Here is an 18,518-nt window from a genome sequence, read left to right on the forward strand (position 1 = left end):
TCCTGTGAATGTGCTTTGACTTTCGCCAGTCAGCACCTCCATTGCGCGTGTTCTGATGCCATCGCGTTGATCCGCGCAAAGGAAAGCGGCTGACCTGGTTTCGCATCTGCACAGCGGTTTGTTGCAGGGCGAACGGCAAACTCGGCAGGGTTTGGCGAGATCAGAGGATGCTCGCGATGACATTGCCACGCCGCGTAACCCTGCTGGCCGCCCTCGCCGCCCCGTCGCTGGCGCTGGCGCAGTCCCGCTTCCCCAGCCGGGCCTTGCGCGTCTTTGTTCCCTGGACACCGGGTGGCGCGACCGACTTGCAGATGCGCGCGGTCTGCGAGGTCGCCTCGCGCCATCTGGGCCAATCCATTGTTGTCGAAAACAAGCCTGGCGCTTCGGGCACGCTGGGCGCGCAGATCCTGGCCCGTGAGGCGCGGCCGGACGGGTACACGCTCAGCCAGATGCCCAACGGCGTCTTCCGCATGCCCGCGATGATGCGCGCCCAGAACATGACGCCACCCTTCGACCCGATGACCGACTTCACCTGGATCCTACGCATGGTGGGCTACATGGGCGGCGTGGTGGTGCGGCCTGATGCGCCCTGGCGCAGCATGCCTGAGCTTATCTCACATGCCCGCGCAAATCCGGGCACGCTCTTCTACGGCACGCCCGGCGCCAACACGACCGACGTGACGATGACGCGCCTCGCCCAGCTTCTCGACATCCAGTGGACCGCCGTTCCCTTTCGAGGCGCCGCGCCCAATCTGCAGGCCCTGCTTGGCGGGCAGATCGATTTCTCGGCCGAAACTTCCGCCTGGGCCGACATGGCGCTGGAAGGGCGGGTGCGGCCCCTGGCGCTGTGGATGGCGTCGCGTGCGGCGCGCTTCCCGGATGTGCCGACCTTCCGCGAACTTGGACACGACATCGTCTCGGAGAGCGCCTACGGGCTTGCCGCGCCGCGCGGCACGCCCCCGGCCATCGTCAAGATCCTGCACGACGCCTTCAAGCTGGCAGTGCATGACCCGCAGCACTTGGCCGTGCTGGCCCGCTTTGACATGCCCGTGCGTTACCTGGACAGCGAGGCCTATGCGGATGATGTGCGCCAGGTCAACGCGCAGGAGATCGCAACGGTGGAAGCCCTCGGCCTGCGCCCCGGCGGCTGAGTAGCCCCGGACCTTGGAGTAGAGCGCCTTCACCGCTTGACTGTCGGATTGGGCGTCAGCTGAGCGGTCGAAGAGGGGGCGCTTCAGGCACCTTCGGCGGGGTCGTACAGCACGCCCGCCGCGGCGAAGCCGCCATCCACGTTGAGCATGTGTCCGGCGACGAAGGCGCAATCATCCCCGCTGAGGAAGGCGACCGCGCCGGCGATATCCGCCGGCGTGCCGTAGCGCTTCACCGCCATGCGGTCGAGGAAGGCCGCACGCTGCCGCGGACCGTGCGCCGTGCGGGCGATCTGCGTCGGGCCCGGCGCGACGCCGTTCACCACGATGCCGTAGGGGGCGAGTTCGACCGCGAGCACCTTGGTGAGGGTCTCGATGCCTCCCTTGCTCGCCCCATAGGCAGCTCGCCCGGTGCCGCCGAACTGGCCAGACACCGAGGAGACCATGACGATCCGGCCGCCGGGCCCGCCCTCGACGTCTCGCGCCATCGCGCGCGCCGCGGCCTGTGCCGTCACGAAGCAGCCGAGCAAATTCGTCCGGATCACCTTCTCGAAGGCCGCCACTGGCATTTCCAGTACCGGGACACGGTCGGTGATGCCCGCATTGCAGACGGCTATGCGCAAACGCCCGAATTGTGCTTCGGCCTCCGCGACCGCCGCAGCCGCGTCCGTCTCCGAGGCCACATCCATGCGGAACGGCTGTGCCTTTCCTCCGGCGCGCCGAATTCCGTCCGCGACCGATGTCGCGCCTTCGAAGTTGATGTCCGCGACCAGCACGGACGCGCCCTCGCTGGCGAGCCGCTCCGCGATGCCAGCGCCGATGCCCGAGCCGCCCCCTGTCACGAGGGCTGTGCGTCCTGCGAGCCTCACGGCGTGTCGTCCGTCTCGACGGCGATAACGCGGGCTGGAGCACCATCGGAGTCAGGGAGGCGGATCGGCAGGCCGATCATCTGATTGCGCGCCTGGCGGAGCGCGCCCGTGTTGCAGAGATACTCGAACATGATCACCCCGCGCGCGAGCAGGTGGAAATGCGTGACGTGTTCCGGCAGGGGCGGGCGAGCCTCGCCGGTCAGGAAGAAGCGGATGCAGTGGTCCTGCGGGAAGTCGAAGCCGACCGCCTTGATCCCGCGCTCGCGCAACCAGATCGAGCCCTCCGCCGTCATCCATGGGGCTTGCAGCCAGAAATCCGGCGTGTCGATGCTCGCCCGCTCGTCCCAGCGGGTGCGGATCAGGGCGAAGTCGCCGGGCTGGAGATGCGCGCCAGCGGCGGCCAGGCGCTCCAGTTCGATCGGGGTGTTCGCCGGAACGTCCGAGACATCCAGCACCGCACCGGGACCGACCGTCATGTCCAGCGCGATGGCGTCCGTGGTGAAGCCCTCGGGATCGACGTGGCGAGGGCTGTCCATGTGGGTGAAGGCATGGACGTTCCAGCCTGCCCAGGTCGCCTGACCGGCGCCGGCGTCGTGGCTCTTGGCCAGACGGCGCTCGACCGGCCAGCGAAAATGACCGGTCCGGACGGGGGTGGAGAGATCGATCAGGCGCGACATGGAGATGGTCCCTACCCGTCCCGCCAGGGGCGCTGCTGCCAGACGGCGCGCAGAGCTTCCGCCTCGCGGAAGACGAGGGCGCGCGTCTCCTCCGCGCTGCGGTAGCGCAGTGGGATGAAGAGTCGCTCGGCCTCGGCGGTCCAGGCCGGGTCGCGCATGGTCGCCGCGATCATGCTGGAGAGGCGCTCCCTTATGGAGGGTGGCGTCGCGGCGGGGACGACGAGGCTGCGCACGACGCCGGTGTCGAGCGGGTAGCCAGCCTCCCGGAAGGTGGGCACCTCCCTCGTCATGGCGAAACGCTCCGTTCCAGCCGTGGCCAGGGGGCGCACCCTTCCCTCCCGGATCAGGGAGACGCTTTCACCCATGTTCATGGAGGCGACCTGGATGTGCCCCGCTATCAACGCGGTCACCGTCGGCGCCTGACCCGCATAAGGTATGTGATTGAGGCGGATGTCGGCCGCGCGCTCAAGACCGATCATGAGCAGGTGGTCATCCGAGCCGATCCCGGCGGTGCCGACCGCGACCACCCCGGGATTGGACCGTGCGAAGGACACAAGGTCGGCCACGGTGCGGAACCGGCTGTCGGGAGCGACGTGGAAACCGCTCGGATCCTCCACGATCGAGCCGAGAAAGGCGAAGTCCTCCAGTCGGTAGCGCGGCTGGCGCTCGATCATGATGGTTTGGAGGCTGGGGGTGATGACGGTGCCCATGGTGTAGCCGTCTGGCGCGGCCTGGGCCGTTGCTGTGTAGCCAACCTCGGCCCCGGCGCCGGGGCGGTTGATGACGATGAAGCGCGCCCCGGGCAGGCGCCGTTCGAAATGGCTCGTCATGGCGCGGATGTTGATGTCGGTCCCGCCGCCGGGTGGGAAGGGAACGATGATCTGAATCGGCCGCTCGGCCGGCCAGGCACTGGCGCCCCCTGGAGCGGCCTGCTGCGCTCGCGTAATCTGCGGCGCAAAGAGCATGCCGTTGGCAAGACCGGCACCAAGACTGGTGGTGGCGGTCAGCAACCCACGACGCGACATCCTCATGCGGCGATCCCCCTCTCGGCCCGTCCTCATCGGGGTGGGCTCGTCTTGCCGGGGAGACTAGCACCGCAACTCGGCACGGCAAGGCGTTCTGGGTTTATCGCTCCGACACGTCACGACAACACCCATTGCCCGCGTCGCCCATTGCCTGCACAGTTTCTTCGTTCGGGAGATTGGACGCATGTCGGGACCCGTTCGGATTGCGATGGTCACGGGTGCGCAGCAGGGCATCGGCCGCGCTGCCGCACTCGCGCTCGCTGCCGATGGCTGCGACATCGCAATCAACTGGCTTGATGACGAGGAAGCCGCACGCGCACTTGCTGGGGAGATTGCAGCTCTCGGACGGCGCAGCGTGCTGCTGCGTGGTGATGTTTCGTCGGTGGATGAATGCCGCTGCTTGGTGGCTGATACCGTCAGCGGGCTCGGCAGGATCGACCTGCTCGTCAACAATGCCGGCATCTTTCCCCGCGTGCCCTTCCTGGAGATGACGGAAGCCGAGTGGGATCGCGTGACCACCGTCAATCTAAAGGGCAGCGTCTTCTGCGCACAGGCCGCTGCGCAGGCCATGGTCGAGGCCCGGACCTGTGGGGCGATCATCAACCTCAGCTCCGCCGCACTGCGCGGCATGCCGCTGGGCGTGCACTATGCCGCGACAAAGGCCGGGCTGGTCGGTGCGACGCGCTCCATGGCGCTCGCCCTCGCACCGCATGGCATCCGCGTGAACGCCATCGCGCCGGGCCTGACCGACACGGCCCAACCGCGCTACGGGAACACCGAGGAAGAGCTGGCCGAAATGGCGAAAGCCATTCCCCTCGGACGCATGGGGCGCCCTGCCGACATTGCGGAGTTGGTGGTCTTCCTCGCATCGGACCGCGCCGAGTGGATCACCGGACAGACCTATCACGTCAACGGCGGCGCCTACATGCGGTAGCGCAGCCCGAGCAGCTTGGAGACCAGGACGATGAAGCACGACACGAATCTCGGGCGCCGCACCCTCCTGGTCGCGGGAAGCACGGCTCTGGCACTGCCCGCACTCGCGCAAGGGCGGGCCGGCCGCACCGACAAGGTCGTTTTCGGCATCGGGCTTTCTGCGCCCTTCGCGCCCTATGTCGCGCTGGTCGATCGTGGCATCGCGGCGCGGCACGGGCTGAATGCCGAGTATCGCATCTTCGAGTCCTCAATCGGCGGCATGGAAGCCGTGGTCACCGGCAACGCACACGTGGCCTTCGGGAGCGAACTCTCGGCCCTGCGGCCGCGCGCGTCCGGGGCGCGCATCCTTGGCGTCGGCCGGCCCTTGGTGTCGGATAAGGATATTGGCATCGGGGTCAGCGCAGCCATCCAGGGACCGCAGGATTTCCGAGGCAAGCGCGTCGGCATGATCCGTGGCACGGCGGCGGACTACCTCTTCCATCTGTTCTGCCGACGCCATGGTCTTACTGAAGGCAATGGGCCGAACGACGTCCGTATCCTGGCCGTCCAGGCGCCGGAATGGGTGCCGGCACTTCAGCGCGGCGACATCGATGCCTTCTTCGGGTGGGAGCCGTGGCTGACACGCCTGCCGACCATCGTGCGTGGCGCGCGCGTCTACGCCTATTCGTCCGACGACGGCCTGTATCAGCTCTGGTACACCATGGTGTTCCGGGAAGACTGGGCGCGCGAGGACCCGGACAGCGCCGGGGCCGCATATCGCGCGGTGGCGGACGCCATGACTTGGGTGAATGCGAACCGGGACGAGGCAGTCCAGCTTGCCGCACGCACCTTCCGGACACCGGTCAACGACATGCGCGTGCAGATGGCGGGAAACACCTACCTTCTCGACACGAAGCGCGAGCATCCCGTGCGGATCAAGCAGGTCGCGGCCTGGGCGAAGGATCGAGGGCTGCTCAACGCCGACAATACGGACCGGCTGGTCGATGACTACTACTACCCCGAGATTGCGCGGCGATACGCACCACAGCTGACGGATTTCTGAGCGGCATGAGCTTGATCCGCTTTGCCGGCGTCGACTTCCATTACGGTCCGGCGGGACCTTCAGCTTCCGCCATCCTGAAGGGTTTCGACCTCGAGATCGCGCGGGGCGAGTTCTACGTCCTTCTTGGTCCGTCGGGATGCGGCAAGACGACGGCGCTGAACCTCCTCGCGGGATTCGAGAGGCCGAATGCGGGCACTCTCATCATGGACGGCCGGCCCATTGGCGCGCCCGGGATGGACCGCGTCGTGATCTTTCAGGGCGATGACAGCCTCTATCCCTGGTTGACGGCGCAGGAGAATGTTGAGTTTCCGCTGCGCATGACCGGCATCAGCGCGGGCGAGAGGCGGAGGCGGGCCAAGCTCTGGCTCTCCCGGGTCGGGCTGGCGAACCATGGGCAGAAGTTTCCGCACCAGCTGTCGGGCGGCATGAAGCAGCGCATCCAGATCGCGCGTGCCCTGGTCTGCGATGCGCCCGTCCTGCTGATGGATGAGCCCTTCGGGGCGCTTGATGCCCAGACGCGGACGATCCTTCAGGACGAGCTTGTCGCGATCTGCAGCGGCTCCGGCGCGACCGTCTTGTTCATCACGCATGACATCGCGGAGGCCATCATCCTGGCCGACCGCATCGGTGTCATGCGCGCGGGCCCAGGCAGCGCCATCAAGGACGAGTTCGCGCTTGATCTCCCTCGCCCGCGCAACCGCGGCAGCGTTGAGTTCGCCGCAGCCTATGACCGCATCCAGCGTGTGCTGGGTGAGGAGGTGAGGAAGGTCGTCTCCCGGGAGGCGGCAGCGTGAGCAGTGCAGGCCATTATCTTTCCTGGCTTGCCCTGCGCGTTCTCCCCTTCATCGGCCTGATCTTCCTTTGGGACGCTGCGGCGAGAGCATTCGACGTGCCCGTGCTGTTTCCCACGCCCCTCGCGACCTGGGATAAGGCAGTGCAGCTTGTTGGCGAGGGACAGCTGCAAAGCGACATCGCCATCAGCCTCTGGCGCATCGGGGTCGGATTTGCCGTCGGCTGTGTCCTCGGAACGGTCCTGGGCCTGATGATGGGATTGTCGCGCCCTGTCGCCGATATCCTCGGCCCCTTCGTCCACACGCTGCGCTTCATCGGACCGATCGCCTGGATCTCGGCGGTGATGATCTGGTTCGGACTGGGCGAGACCTCGAAGATCGTCCTGATCGTCTACACCACGACCTTCGTCGTGCTTGTCAGCGCCATGATCGGCGTGATGACCATCCATCCCAACAAGCTGCGCGCGGCCCGTGTCTTCGGTGCGCGTGGCTGGCGGCTGTTCCTCTATGTCACCTTTCCCGCGACGCTTCCGCACATCCTCTCCGGCGCACGGCTCGCGATGATGAACTCTTTCATGACCATCATCGCGGCCGAGATGGTCGCGGCCCGCGAGGGTCTCGGGTTTCTGATCTTCAACTCGCGCCAGTGGATGGAGGTGGACGCGATCTTCGTCGGCATGATCGCGCTCGGCCTTCTGGGGCTCATGGCGGACATGCTGATGGTCCTGCTCACCGGCCTCCTGTTCCGCCGCTTCAGGCCGCTCTCGCCTTGAACGCCGCGGTCCGGCAATCGCTGCTCCGCAGCGCACTGGCCGTGATCGGCTTCCTGGCGATCTGGGAGGTCGCGGGACGGACCGTCTTCATTCCCGCCGTTCTGCCGGCACCCAGCGTGATCCTCGGCGAAGCATGGTCGCGCGCGGCGTCGGGGCTGCTGGGCGTAGACGTCGCGATGAGTGCCTCCCGGATCATCGTCGGCTTCCTGGCCGGAAGCCTGCTCGGGGCCGGGCTGGGCCTGCTGTTCGGGGCCGTCGAACCGGTTCGCCGAGCCTTCGAGCCCATCGTGCAGTTCTTCCGCTTCATCCCCCCCATTGCATGGCTCACGCCGGTCCTCATCTGGTTCGGCATCGGGGAGATGGGGAAGTGGGTGCTCATCACCTACACCACGACCTTCATGGTGTTGTTGAACACGCTGGCCGGCTTTGCGGAGCCGCAACGCGACCGCATGCGCGCCGCTCGGGTGTTCGGAGCCGGCCCCTGGCGCGCCTTCTGGCATGTGCGGCTGCCTGCGACCGTGCCCTGGATCCTCGCCGGCATGCGCATCGGCATGGGGAATTCCTTTCAGACCCTGATCGTCGCGGAGATGCTCGCGTCGAACGAAGGGCTGGGTCACCTCATCCTGAACAGCCGGATCCAGCTCTCGACCGAGCGGATGTTCGTGGGCATTCTTGGGATCGCTGTTCTGGGTATCGCTGCGGATCTTGGCTTCCGCGCTCTCACCCGCCGCCTGTTCAGCCGCCATCGCCTCGGTTGGTAGCAGTCAGGGACGAGCGCGGGGGATGATGTCCAGTTCACGGCGCCACCCATTCGGGCACCCAGCTAGCCGGAGCAGCCTTCAGGTCTCCAACGGCGGGACCGTGCCCGGCTTCGGGTCCACCGGCACCAATCGGTGGAGACCAGCCGCCTCCTCAAACAAGGCTGCGGCCTGCAGCGCCACATCCTCGCGACGTGGGGGAGCCGCGATCTGCAGCCCAATGGGACGTCCGTAGCGATCGAACCCACAGGGCACGGCGACCGCAGGGCAACCAGCCAGGGTAATCGCCGCGTTGAGCATGGACCCAGCCACGTAATGTTCCAGCTTCACGCCCGCGATGCTGACCGGGTTGCGCAGCATCACATCGAACGCGGGCGTTGGGGCGCCAGCGGTGACAAACACATCGTATTTCGCGAAGAGCGCAGCCATGCGCCGGTAGAAGGCGGCACGCTCGCGGTCGGCCCAGGCGAGGCGACTCGGCGTTGCCGAAAGGCCGCGCTCCGTATTCCAGATGATGTCCGGCTTGAGCATGTCACGCTTGGTGAGAATCTGCTCTTCGCGATCCACGACGAAAGCTTGGCTGCGCAGGACAAGAAAGGCCTCGGCCAGATCCCCTAGATCGGGCGCGAATTCTTCCACCGTGCAGCCAAGTGCCTCGAAGCGCCGGACCTCGCGTGCGCAAATCTCGCGCGTCTCGCGATCCACCGGGAGTTGGCCGTTGAAGTCGGCTGTGAAGGCGACGCGGCGCGGGCGATGTCGCCCGGCCTCGGCGACGACCTGGGCGTAGGGGACCGCAGGCGCATCATAGGTGAGCGGATCGAGCGGACACCAGCCTGCCATGGTGTCGAGAAACAACGCGACATCGGCGACGGTCCGCGCCATCGGCCCCTGTACGGAAAGCGGCGAGAAGAGGTTATTTGGGGTCCCACGCGTCACGCGCCCCGGCGAGGGCCGCAGCCCGACGACGGAGCAATAGGTTCCGGGCCGACGCAGGCTGCCGGCATGGTCCGTCCCCTGAGCGAGCCAGGCCTCTCCCGTAGCGACCGAGACGGCGCCGCCGCCCGTGCTGCCGGCGCAGGTGAGCGAAGTGTTCCAGGGGTTGCGCGTGCGGCCGAAGACCTCATTGAAGGTCGAGCCGCCAGCGCCGAATTCCGGCGTGTTCGACTTGGCGATCACGATACCGCCGCGCGCTTCGATCCGCTTCACGACCGGGTGCGAGTCTGTCGGCACGTGATCCTTGAAGATGGGCGACCCGTATGTGGTGCGCACCCCCGCGACGTCCGTCAGATCCTTGATAGTCACGGGCAGGCCGCCGAGCCAACCCGGCGCGTCTTCGGGCTCCTTCCTCTCCCCGGCCATCAGGCGCTTCGCATGGTCGCGTGCGCGGTCGAGGCAGAGCGTGGGGAGTGCGTTCACCGCCGGCTCCACTTCCGCGATACGGGCAGCTGCCGCCTCGATCAGGTCGAGAGGTGAGATTTCCCCGCGTCGCAGCAGCGCGACGGCCTCTGTCGCTGTAAGGCGGATCAAATCGGAGTGCATTCCTTGTGAGCCTCCCATGAAGACCGGAGGCCCATTCGCCCCTCAGTGATCTTTGCCCGTAGCCTGGGCCATGGAAGCATGGTTTCCCCCGGGCGGCGAGATTGGGTGAGCCTTTCGCTGCCTGCGGCGTGCATCGCTCGGCAGCCGGCTCCCTTTCGGCGAGGCGCTGCACCCTCAAGCTTGCTTGAACGACCCTAACCCATGCACCGGCACTCCGGCATTGGATCCGCAGTTGGCAGGCGAGCGGCCGCTGACCCCGGCAAGACCATGAATTTCCATCGGGCAAAGTCCGCGCTACGGAGGAATCCGGATTTCATCCAGGGGGCCGATAGGCATCTTGCGGCCCACTGCAATTTTCTGGTGATCCATGTCCGAGCAAGAGCTTATCTCTTCCGCCTTCTACATCGCCGCCTTCGTGCTCGGCGTCTGGCTCTACCGGATCATTTCCGAGGAGCTGAGGGCACGTGCCGGGAGAGGTCCACATGACTAAGACCTTCCAAGCCTTTAGCTGAGCTTGCTGCGCCAAACACACTGAATGGAGAGGCGGGGCGAATCCATTCCCAAGGAACATTGGTTCGCCGCCAGCTCCCCCTTCGTCCTCCTCCGCACGGGTGCCTTGCGTTGGGCCGCTCCATGCTGGCTCAATCCGCCGCACACTTCGAAACGGACAGCGTGTTGTCGAAACCGGCCCCCGGTGCAAGCATCGGCCAGCACAAGGGCAGGGAGACATCAGGTCAGATGCAGCCATCCCGGGAGGGCGCGATCGCGCGCGCCGAAGACTGCTTCGATAGCGGCCGCTACCTCGAAGCCCTGCGCCGGCTGGTGGCCGTTCCCACCGAGAGCCAGATGCCAGACTCCCAGCCCGCGCTGCGCCGCTATTGCAGCGAAACCATTCCCGAGCTGGTGCAGGGAATGGGCTTCGAGGGCGTAGTCGTCGAGAACCCCATCCCCCGCTTCGGCCCGGTCTATGTCGGCACGCGCACCGAGGACCCCGCGTTTCCCACCGTGATGATCTATGGCCATGGCGACGTGGTGCGCGGCCTGGCCGGGAAGTGGGCCGGTGGGCTCGATCCCTTCGCCGTCACCGTCCAGGGCGACAAGTGGTATGGCCGGGGCACGGTGGACAACAAGGGTCAGCACCTCATCGCCATTGAGGCGCTCCGCGCCGTCCTGGCCGAGCGTGGGCGGCTCGGGTTCAACGCCAAGCTTCTGATCGAGACCGGCGAGGAACAGGGCTCGCCCGGGCTGCGCGACCTCCTCATCCAGCAGCGCGACGCGCTTGCCGGGGACGTGTTCATCGGCCTCGACGGGCCGCGCCAGACCACCTTCATGCCCGAGATCAAGCTCGGCTCGCGCGGCGGCATCGCCTTTGACCTCGTGGTGCATCTGCGCGATCAGGCACACCATTCAGGCCACTGGGGCGGCGTGCTGCGTGACCCCGGCTTCGTCCTGGCCCATGCGCTGTCCAGCATCGTGACGCAGGATGGCAAGATTCTGGTGGAGGGCTGGACACCCAGGGCGGTCCCCTCGAGCGTGCGCCAAGCTATCGCAGGGCTGGTCTTCGAGGATATTCCCGGCTTGCCCGAGGAGGACCCGAGCTGGGGCGAGCCCGGCCTAACCAAGGCCGAGAAGATCTTCGGCTGGACCAGCGTCATCGTGCTGGCGCAGATCACGGGCCACCCCGACGCGCCCACCAACGCCGTGCAGGGCGAGGCGCGCGCGCGGCTGCAGATCCGCCACACTGCCGATGTGCCCGCGAAGGATTTCGTGCCGGCGCTGCGCGCCCATCTGGATTCGCGCGGCTTCGAGGCGGTGCAGATCATTCCCGTCACGGAGCGCGACGTCTTCGGCGCCGCCCGCACCGACCCGCACAATCCTTGGGTCGGCATCGTGGCCGACAGCATGACGCGCACCGCGGGTCGTGCGCCTAACATCGTGCCCAACTCCTCGGGCTCCAACCCTTCGGACATGTTCATCGAGGAACTCGGCATGCCCGTGCTCTGGATTCCCAACTCCTATGCCGGCTGCAACCAGCACGGGCCAGACGAGCACGCGCTTGCACCGCTTCTGCGCGAGGGGCTGCGGCTGATGGCAGGGATCTGGTGGGACATTGGTGAAGGCGGGCGCGGATAGGCGCGCCAGCCGGACATCTCGTGCAGGGGAAAAGATTTCCGCAGGAAGTGTTTGCGGCTGAAGGTCGCCTTCGGCAAACTCGACGCAATGGCGAACCGGGTGGCCATGGTGCCGCACCAGCTGGGACAGGGCGGAATGGGCCGAATGAAGAATGATGCTGTGGGCCGCCCTTCCGTCGTCACGACAATCAAGGAGGCGCCAAGCATGAGAAGACTGCTCCTGGCGGCTGTGGCCATGGCTGCGGCGCTGACCACCGGCATGCCCCCAGTGATGGCGCAACCCGCGCAGAACACCATCCGCTGGTTCTCCGACACTGAGCCCGCGAACCTCTCCCCCTACTTCAACTCGACGCGCGAGGGGGTGATCTTCGGTTTCCACGTCTGGGACGCGCCGCTCTACCGCAACCTGCAGACCGGCGAGTACGAGATGCACCTCGCGGAATCAGTTCGCGTCGTCGACGACACCACGATCGAGCTTCGCATCCGCGAGGGCATCGTCGCCCATAATGGCGACACGGTGGATGCGCGCGACGTGGTGGCGACGGTCGAGTTCGCGCTGAACCCTGCCAGCCAGCTCACCAATCTCGGCCGTACCCGCTGGCTGTCGGGCGCGGAACTGGTGGATGACCGCACCGTGCGCCTGCGTACCCCGGCCCCCTTTGGACCGTGGCAGGAATATCTGACCACGCTGCTGATCATTCCGCGCGCATCGCTGGCAGGCGGCCGTGACGGAATGGGTCGTAACCCGATTGGCACCGGGCCGTACCGGGTCACGGAAGTCAGCCCTGGCCAGCGCATCGTCTTCGAACGCTTCGACCGCTATTTCGGCGGCGCCAAGGGCCGGCCTGAGGTAGAGAAGCTGATCTTCCGTCGCGTGCCCGAGGCCAATACCCGCGTGGCCGAGCTGCTGACTGGCGGCGTGGACTGGATCTGGCGCGTCACCCCCGACCAGGCGCGCAACATCCAGCGTCGGCGGGGCGTAACCGTTGCTTCCGGCGGGACGGTGCGCTTCCACTACCTGCAGATGGACGCGGCCGGCCGCACCGGCACCGAGGACAATCCCTTCCGCGACCTGCGCGTGCGCCGCGCGGTGAACCACGCCATCGACCGCGCCGGCATCATCCGCAACCTGGTGGGTGAAGGCGCCGACCTGCTGCAAACCCCCTGCCACCCCGATCAGTTCGGCTGCGTGCAGGAAGGCATCACCCGGTACGACTACAACCCCGCCCGCGCCCGTGAATTGCTGGCCGAGGCTGGCTATCCCAATGGCTTCACGGTGAACATGGGCGGCTACCGCGAACGCCCCTGGGCCGAGGCGATCATCGGCAATCTGCGCGCTGTCGGCATCACGGCGAACCTGCAATGGGCGCAGTACGACGCCTACCAGCGCGCCACGCGCGAGGGGCAGATGCGGCTTGCCTACGGCTCGTGGGGCTCGACCTCGCTCTTCGACATCGCGAACTCCACCTCCTACTTCTTCCGTGGCTCGCCCGACGACCTGACACGGGATCCGGAGGTGATGGCGCTGCTCGAACGCGGCGACAACACTACCGACCCTGCGGCGCGCCGCGAGGCATATGCGGCGGCCATTCGCCGGATCACGGAGCAGGCCTACTGGGCGCCGCTCTGGACCTTCCCGCTGACCTACGCCCACAATGCGCAGCTGCACTTCACCCCGACGGCGGACGAGGTGCCCCGCTTCTATCGGTCGCGCTGGAACCGCTGATCCATGCTGCGCTTCACGCTTCGGCGGCTGGTCCTGGCGGCATTGGTCGGCATCGCCGTCTCCTTCATCGCCTTCATGCTGCTGCGGGTCTCGGGCGACCTCGCCATCGCGCTTGCCGGCGAGGATGCGAGCCCGGCGGATGTCGAGCGCATCCGCCAGGAATACGGCCTCAACCGCCCCATCATCGTGCAATACGGGGAGTGGCTGTGGCGGGCCCTACGGGGTGACCTGGGACGCTCGCTCTTCTATCCGGAGAGCGTGGCGAACCTGATCCTCACGCGGCTTCCCGTCACATTGTCGCTGGCGGGGATGGGGCTCGTGGTCGCGATCGTCATTGCGCTTCCACTCGGCATTGTCGCGGCGCTGCGGCGCAACACCTGGGTGGACCGGACGGCGCTGGGCATCGCCGTCATCGGGCAGGCCATGCCGAATTTCTGGTTCGGCCTGCTCATGATCTTTGTGTTCGGCCTCGCACTCGGCTGGCTGCCCATCTCGGGCTCGGACAGCTTCGCCCATTTCATCATGCCGGCCATCACGCTGGGCTGGTTCTCGGCACCGGTCCTGATGCGCCTGACGCGCGGTGGCATGGTGGAGGTGATGACCTCGGACTACATCCGCACGGCGCATGCCAAGGGCCTGCCCGCTCGGGTCGTGGTGCTGAAGCACGCGCTGCGCAACGCCATCGTGCCAGTGGTGGCACTGTGCTCCGTGCAGTTCGGCAACATGCTTTCGGGCTCAGTCGTCATCGAGACAGTCTTCGCGTTGCAGGGGATCGGCTATCTGGCCTGGGAGGCGATCTCCCGCCGCGACTTCCCTGTGGTCCAGGGCATCCTCCTCCTGGTGGCGCTGTTCTACGTGGTCCTGACGCTGTTGGCGGACATCGCCAATGCCTGGCTCGACCCTCGGATCCGGCGAGGCTGACATGAGTGACGCCACCCTCCCGAAGCCGACTGCGCCCGCGCTGCAAAAGAAGCGCGGACGCATCCTGGGCAATCCCGGCCTCGTCGTCGCCGCCCTGGTGCTCGGGCTGATCACGCTGATGGCGGTCTTCGCGCCCCTGATCGCGCCGCACGACCCCTATGTGCAGGTCCTGGACGACCGCCTCATCCCGCCCGCCTTCGTGGACGCGGAGATGTCCGACCCGCGCTACCTGCTGGGTACGGATAACCTGGGGCGCGACTACCTTTCCCGCCTGATCTATGGCGCACGGATCTCCCTGCTGATCGGTTTGCTCACGGTGCTCGTCTCCGGCGTCATCGGGACGACGCTGGGGGTGGCGGCCGGGTATTTCGGCGGCCGCGTGGACACGGTGGTGTCCTTTCTCATCACCACCCGCCTTTCCCTGCCGGTGGTGATGGTGGCGCTGGCCGTCGTGGCCGTCGCCGGGGGCTCGCTGCGGGTGGTGGTGCTCGTGCTCGGGCTGCTGCTGTGGGACCGCTTCGCCGTGGTCATGCGCAGCGCCACCATGCAGCTGCGCAACCTGGAATACGTGGCGGCGGCGCGCTCCGTCGGCTGTTCCACGCCGCGCATCCTGCTGGGCGAGATCCTTCCCAACCTCGTCTCCGCGCTGGTCGTGGTGGCCAGCTACGAGATGGCGCAGGCCATCCTGCTGGAGGCCGCCCTCTCCTTCCTGGGCCTCGGCGTGCAGCCGCCGCTGCCCTCCTGGGGGCTGATGGTGGCAGAGGCCAAGGAGGTGATGCTGTTCGACCCCTGGGTCATCCTGCTGCCGGGCCTCGCCATCTGCATCCTCGTGCTGGCGATCAACATGCTGGGCGATGGCATCCGCGACGCCACGGCGCCGGAGGGCCGCTCATGAGCACGCCGGTCCTCGATGTCCGGCATCTGGCCGTGCAGATCCCCGTGGCGGACGGCGTGCTGCACGCGGTGCGCGACGTGTCGCTCACCGTGGCGCCGGGTGAGACGCTCTGCGTGGTGGGCGAGAGCGGCTGCGGCAAGTCGCTCACCTCGCTGGCGGTGATGGGGCTGCTGCCTTCCACCGCCCGCCGCACCGCCGAGCGCATGAGTTTTGCCGGCGAGGATCTGCTGACGATCACGCCGTCGCGCTTGCGCGCGCTGCGCGGCAACCGCATGGCGATGATCTTCCAGGAGCCGATGACCAGCCTCAACCCGGCCTGGACCATCGGCGACCAGCTCACCGAGCCCTTCCTGCGCCACGGCAAGGGCAGCCGCCGCCAGGCGGTGGACCGCGCGGTGCAGCTTCTCGAGCGCGTGGGCATCGCGGCCGCCGGCCGGCGCCTCGTGCAATACCCTCACGAGCTTTCAGGCGGGCTGCGCCAGCGCGTCATGATCGCGATGGCGCTGATGTGCGGCCCCGACCTGATCCTGGCCGACGAGCCCACCACGGCGCTCGACGTCACCATCCAGGCCGAGATCCTTCACCTGCTCGCGGAACTCCAGCGCGAGATGGGTATGGGCCTCCTGCTGGTGACGCACGATCTTGGCATCGTGGCGCGCGTCGCCCACCGCGTGGCGGTGATGTATGCCGGCGAGGTGGTGGAGAGCGGCCCCACCGTCACCGTCTTCAACGACCCGCGCCACCCCTATACGCGCGGGCTCATCGACTGCATTCCCATTCCCGCGCGCAGCAGGCCCGGAGTGCCGCTCGGCACCATCCCCGGTCTGGTGCCCAACCTCGTGGGTGGCATCGAGGGCTGCGCGTTCCGCGAGCGCTGCGCCTTTGCCACGGCCCCCTGCACCCGCACCGTCCCCGTCAGCCACGGCGGCGACGGGCACGCCTGGCGCTGCGTGCTGCCCGAGGGGGTGCCCTCCCTCCTGGAGAACCCCGCATGAGCGGTGAGGCGCGCCCCATCCTCGAACTGCGCAACGTGGTGAAGCGCTATTCGGTGGGCCGCGGCCTCTTCGCGCGGAAGCGCGCGCTGATGGCGGTGGGCGGCGTCTCGCTCGCGGTGCAACGCCGGCAGGTGCTGGGGCTCGTGGGAGAATCCGGCTGCGGCAAGAGCACGCTCGCCAAGATGGTTCTGGGCCTCGAGGTGCCCACCGAGGGCGAGGTGCTGATCGACGGCCGCCCGATCGCGAGCCTTGGCCGGCTGGAGCGGGCACGTCTGGTGCAGCCGGTCTTCCAGGACCCGTATTCCTCGCTGAATCCGCGCAAGACCGTCGCCTCCATCGTGGGGCTGCCGCTCTCCGTGCATGGCGAGGGGAGCGCGGCCGAGCGTCAGGGCCGGGTGGAGGAGATGCTGCGCCTCGTGGGCCTCGCCCCGCGCCATGCCGCTGCATATCCTTCGCAGCTTTCCGGCGGGCAGCGGCAGCGCGTCGCCATCGCGCGTGCGCTGATCCTAAAGCCGCAGCTTCTCATCTGCGACGAGCCGACTTCCGCCCTCGACGTTTCCGTGCAGGCGCAGATTCTGAACCTGCTGATGGACCTGCAGTCGAGGCTCGGCCTGACCTGCCTGTTCATCAGCCACAACTTGGCCGTGGTGCAGATGCTGGCGACGCGCGTGGCCGTGATGTATCTCGGCCGCGTCGTGGAAGAGGGGCCGACGGCCGAAGTGATGGTCCACGCCCAGCACCCGTATAGCCGTGGCCTGCTAGCGTCGGTGCTCACGCCCGACCCCTCCCTTGGTCTGCCCGAGACGGGGCTGGGCAGCGTCTTCCCCGACCCCCTGGACCCACCCCCCGGCTGCGCCTTCCACCCGCGCTGCCCGCTCGCCTTCGACCGCTGCGGGGTGGAAGCGCCGCTTCTCCTCGCGCATCGGGGCAATGCGCGCGCCGCCTGCCATGCGGCCGAGCGCCAAGCGATGGCGGCGGCGTGATGCGGATCCGCAGCGTCTCGGCAGAGGTGCGCAGCCTGGCCAAGCTCGGCAGTGCCGCGCGCGGCTACGCGGCGCTGGACGCGCCCACCTTCGTGCTCTGCCGCGTCGAGGGCGAGGATGGGCTGGTCGGCCAGGGCGTCACCGGCCGCTTCCTGGCGACGCAGGTCGCGGACCTCATCGCGGGCGGCATGGCCGAGGCGCTGGTGGGGCAGGATGCAAGCCGCATCGAGGCCATCGGCCCTGCCCTCGCCGCGCGCTTCAACCCGCGCGGCGCCGGGACCGTCTTCACCGCTGCACTTTCCGCCCTCGACATGGCGCTGTGGGATTTGCGGGCACGGGCGCTCGGTGAGCCGCTCTGGCGGCTTCTGGGCGGAGCGCGGGAGACCGTGCCCTGCTACGCCACGGTCGGCCTGCCCGGCTACGACGAAGCGGAACTCGTCGCCGTCTGCAAGCAGTCCGTGGACGCGGGCTATCTCGGCGTGAAGATGCTGGTCGCGGCGGGTGGCCGCTCTGTTGCCGAGGATGCGGCGCGGGTGCGGGCCGTGCGCGCGGCCATCGGCCCCGCTGCGCGACTCATCATCGATGCCAATTGCGGAATGAACCTGGGCGACGCGAAGCGCCTCGCGCTCATGGTCGAGGAGTGCGACATCGCCTGGTTCGAGGAGCCGCTGCGCGACAACGACATCGAGGCGCTGGTGGCGTTGCGCCGGGCTGTGCGCGTCCCGATCGGCGCGGGTCAGATGATGCACGGGCTCGTCTGGTTTCGCGAGGCGCTGACGCGCGGCGCGCTCGACTGGGTTCAGCCCAACGCCGCCTTCTGCGGCGGCATCACGGGGCTGATGCGGGTGCTGGCGCTGGCCGAGGCGCATGGCCTTCCGGTGGCTCATGCAGGCGGGTGGGACATCGCCAACGCTGCCGCGCTTGCCGGGCATGGTGTGGGCGGGTGGCTCGAGATGCATGGCGCCCAGGCCTCGCTGCGCGCGATGCTCGCCGAGGATATGGTGGCCGAGGGTGGCGTAATGCGCTTGCCCGAGCGGCCGGGGATCGGCTTCGCCTTCCGCTGAAGGCGCCTTGTTCCAGCATCGCACCGAAAGTGGGTCGCGTGACGGCCACGACTGGTGATGACTCCGATCGTGAGGGCTCAAGGCCGAGCGCTTCAGGGACGCGAATCGGTCGTCGCATCTGAGGGCTGCTCCCTCCCTGAGGTCGGCAGGGTTCCGTCGCCCTCCGGACCACTGGGACCGGCCGCGCTTCGCGATGATGGCTCCGCTGTGCGCCACCTTTGCCGCGCTGTCCCGTCCCCCTTTCAGA

The 18,518-nt window shown here is 67.7% G+C and carries 17 protein-coding genes; 13 read left to right on the top strand and 4 right to left on the bottom strand.

The window, feature by feature from the left end; translation table 11 throughout:
* Positions 1 to 176: 176 nt before the first annotated feature.
* On the top strand, positions 177 to 1,151 hold the full coding sequence (locus tag JTJ31_RS08920; RefSeq protein ID WP_236020035.1) for a tripartite tricarboxylate transporter substrate binding protein: 975 nt from the start codon (positions 177 to 179) through the stop codon (positions 1,149 to 1,151).
* A gap of 83 nt (positions 1,152 to 1,234) precedes the next feature.
* Here JTJ31_RS08920 and JTJ31_RS08925 read toward each other — a convergent pair whose 3' ends face one another.
* From JTJ31_RS08925 to JTJ31_RS08935, 3 genes are read right to left on the bottom strand one after another with little or no spacing between them, the layout of a single operon-like run.
* Positions 1,235 to 2,017 carry an SDR family NAD(P)-dependent oxidoreductase gene (locus JTJ31_RS08925; protein WP_207538306.1) on the bottom strand — a complete coding sequence of 261 codons (783 nt, stop codon included), beginning with the start codon at positions 2,015 to 2,017 and terminating at the stop codon, positions 1,235 to 1,237.
* Positions 2,014 to 2,694 carry a cyclase family protein gene (locus JTJ31_RS08930; protein ID WP_207538307.1) on the bottom strand — a complete coding sequence of 227 codons (681 nt, stop codon included), beginning with the start codon at positions 2,692 to 2,694 and terminating at the stop codon, positions 2,014 to 2,016. Before JTJ31_RS08930 ends, JTJ31_RS08925 begins: the two co-directional genes overlap by 4 nt.
* Positions 2,695 to 2,705: 11 nt before the next feature.
* Positions 2,706 to 3,725, bottom strand: a complete 1,020-nt coding sequence (locus JTJ31_RS08935; protein ID WP_207538308.1) for a tripartite tricarboxylate transporter substrate binding protein — start codon at positions 3,723 to 3,725, stop codon at positions 2,706 to 2,708.
* A gap of 178 nt (positions 3,726 to 3,903) precedes the next feature.
* On the opposite strand from JTJ31_RS08935, the gene JTJ31_RS08940 reads away from it, so the two are divergent.
* Genes JTJ31_RS08940 through JTJ31_RS08960 form a run of 5 tightly spaced genes read left to right on the top strand, consistent with a single transcriptional unit; the run spans position 3,904 to position 8,019 of the window.
* Positions 3,904 to 4,653: an SDR family NAD(P)-dependent oxidoreductase gene (locus JTJ31_RS08940; protein ID WP_207538309.1), complete on the top strand. Its 750-nt coding sequence runs from the start codon at positions 3,904 to 3,906 to the stop codon at positions 4,651 to 4,653.
* Between the two features lie 30 nt (positions 4,654 to 4,683).
* Complete coding sequence (locus JTJ31_RS08945) at positions 4,684 to 5,694, top strand: ABC transporter substrate-binding protein (protein ID WP_207538310.1); 1,011 nt, start codon at positions 4,684 to 4,686, stop codon at positions 5,692 to 5,694.
* 5 nt (positions 5,695 to 5,699) lie between these two features.
* Positions 5,700 to 6,488, top strand: a complete 789-nt coding sequence (locus JTJ31_RS08950) for an ABC transporter ATP-binding protein (RefSeq protein WP_207538311.1) — start codon at positions 5,700 to 5,702, stop codon at positions 6,486 to 6,488.
* The gene (locus tag JTJ31_RS08955; RefSeq protein WP_207538312.1) at positions 6,485 to 7,258 is read left to right on the top strand and encodes an ABC transporter permease; all 774 of its coding nucleotides are present in this window, start codon (positions 6,485 to 6,487) and stop codon (positions 7,256 to 7,258) included. The genes JTJ31_RS08950 and JTJ31_RS08955 overlap by 4 nt, the downstream gene beginning before the upstream one ends.
* A complete protein-coding gene (locus JTJ31_RS08960) occupies positions 7,255 to 8,019 on the top strand; it encodes an ABC transporter permease (protein WP_207538313.1) in 765 nt (254 codons plus the stop codon). Before JTJ31_RS08955 ends, JTJ31_RS08960 begins: the two co-directional genes overlap by 4 nt.
* A 78-nt stretch (positions 8,020 to 8,097) precedes the next feature.
* On the opposite strand, the gene JTJ31_RS08965 is transcribed toward JTJ31_RS08960, so the two are convergent.
* Positions 8,098 to 9,555, bottom strand: a complete 1,458-nt coding sequence (locus JTJ31_RS08965; protein WP_207538314.1) for an amidase — start codon at positions 9,553 to 9,555, stop codon at positions 8,098 to 8,100.
* A 738-nt stretch (positions 9,556 to 10,293) separates the two neighbouring features.
* Here JTJ31_RS08965 and JTJ31_RS08970 point away from each other — a divergent pair.
* The 7 genes from JTJ31_RS08970 (at position 10,294) to JTJ31_RS09000 (ending at position 18,271) form a co-directional block, all read left to right on the top strand.
* Positions 10,294 to 11,688 (top strand): M20/M25/M40 family metallo-hydrolase, encoded by a 1,395-nt coding sequence (locus JTJ31_RS08970; protein ID WP_207538315.1) that lies wholly within the window; start codon positions 10,294 to 10,296, stop codon positions 11,686 to 11,688.
* Positions 11,689 to 11,892: 204 nt separating this feature from the next.
* On the top strand, positions 11,893 to 13,413 hold the full coding sequence (locus JTJ31_RS08975) for an ABC transporter substrate-binding protein (protein WP_207538316.1): 1,521 nt from the start codon (positions 11,893 to 11,895) through the stop codon (positions 13,411 to 13,413).
* 3 nt (positions 13,414 to 13,416) lie between these two features.
* On the top strand, positions 13,417 to 14,334 hold the full coding sequence (locus JTJ31_RS08980) for an ABC transporter permease (protein WP_207538317.1): 918 nt from the start codon (positions 13,417 to 13,419) through the stop codon (positions 14,332 to 14,334).
* A gap of 1 nt (position 14,335) precedes the next feature.
* A complete protein-coding gene (locus tag JTJ31_RS08985; protein ID WP_207538318.1) occupies positions 14,336 to 15,229 on the top strand; it encodes an ABC transporter permease in 894 nt (297 codons plus the stop codon).
* Positions 15,226 to 16,224 (top strand): ABC transporter ATP-binding protein, encoded by a 999-nt coding sequence (locus JTJ31_RS08990; RefSeq protein ID WP_207538319.1) that lies wholly within the window; start codon positions 15,226 to 15,228, stop codon positions 16,222 to 16,224. The genes JTJ31_RS08985 and JTJ31_RS08990 overlap by 4 nt, the downstream gene beginning before the upstream one ends.
* Complete coding sequence (locus JTJ31_RS08995; RefSeq protein ID WP_207538320.1) at positions 16,221 to 17,207, top strand: ABC transporter ATP-binding protein; 987 nt, start codon at positions 16,221 to 16,223, stop codon at positions 17,205 to 17,207. The genes JTJ31_RS08990 and JTJ31_RS08995 overlap by 4 nt, the downstream gene beginning before the upstream one ends.
* Positions 17,207 to 18,271 (top strand): mandelate racemase/muconate lactonizing enzyme family protein, encoded by a 1,065-nt coding sequence (locus JTJ31_RS09000; RefSeq protein WP_207538321.1) that lies wholly within the window; start codon positions 17,207 to 17,209, stop codon positions 18,269 to 18,271. Before JTJ31_RS08995 ends, JTJ31_RS09000 begins: the two co-directional genes overlap by 1 nt.
* Positions 18,272 to 18,518: the final 247 nt, after the last annotated feature.

The sequence above is a fragment of the Sabulicella rubraurantiaca genome (genome assembly GCF_017355885.1).
Classification (GTDB): domain Bacteria; phylum Pseudomonadota; class Alphaproteobacteria; order Acetobacterales; family Acetobacteraceae; genus Roseococcus; species Roseococcus rubraurantiacus.

Excerpts from the sequence above, each read along its gene's own strand:
- JTJ31_RS08980 (WP_207538317.1), top strand. The coding sequence starts at position 13,417 with ATGCTGCGCTTCACGCTTCGGCGGCTGGTCCTGGCGGCATTGGTCGGC.
- JTJ31_RS08995 (WP_207538320.1), top strand. The coding sequence starts at position 16,221 with ATGAGCGGTGAGGCGCGCCCCATCCTCGAACTGCGCAACGTGGTGAAG.
- JTJ31_RS08940 (WP_207538309.1), top strand. The coding sequence starts at position 3,904 with ATGTCGGGACCCGTTCGGATTGCGATGGTCACGGGTGCGCAGCAGGGC.
- JTJ31_RS08935 (WP_207538308.1), bottom strand. The coding sequence starts at position 3,725 with ATGAGGATGTCGCGTCGTGGGTTGCTGACCGCCACCACCAGTCTTGGT.
- JTJ31_RS08975 (WP_207538316.1), top strand. The coding sequence starts at position 11,893 with ATGAGAAGACTGCTCCTGGCGGCTGTGGCCATGGCTGCGGCGCTGACC.
- JTJ31_RS08945 (WP_207538310.1), top strand. The coding sequence starts at position 4,684 with ATGAAGCACGACACGAATCTCGGGCGCCGCACCCTCCTGGTCGCGGGA.
- JTJ31_RS08990 (WP_207538319.1), top strand. The coding sequence starts at position 15,226 with ATGAGCACGCCGGTCCTCGATGTCCGGCATCTGGCCGTGCAGATCCCC.
- JTJ31_RS08950 (WP_207538311.1), top strand. The coding sequence starts at position 5,700 with ATGAGCTTGATCCGCTTTGCCGGCGTCGACTTCCATTACGGTCCGGCG.
- JTJ31_RS08970 (WP_207538315.1), top strand. The coding sequence starts at position 10,294 with ATGCAGCCATCCCGGGAGGGCGCGATCGCGCGCGCCGAAGACTGCTTC.
- JTJ31_RS08920 (WP_236020035.1), top strand. The coding sequence starts at position 177 with ATGACATTGCCACGCCGCGTAACCCTGCTGGCCGCCCTCGCCGCCCCG.
- JTJ31_RS09000 (WP_207538321.1), top strand. The coding sequence starts at position 17,207 with ATGCGGATCCGCAGCGTCTCGGCAGAGGTGCGCAGCCTGGCCAAGCTC.
- JTJ31_RS08965 (WP_207538314.1), bottom strand. The coding sequence starts at position 9,555 with ATGCACTCCGATTTGATCCGCCTTACAGCGACAGAGGCCGTCGCGCTG.
- JTJ31_RS08930 (WP_207538307.1), bottom strand. The coding sequence starts at position 2,694 with ATGTCGCGCCTGATCGATCTCTCCACCCCCGTCCGGACCGGTCATTTT.
- JTJ31_RS08985 (WP_207538318.1), top strand. The coding sequence starts at position 14,336 with ATGAGTGACGCCACCCTCCCGAAGCCGACTGCGCCCGCGCTGCAAAAG.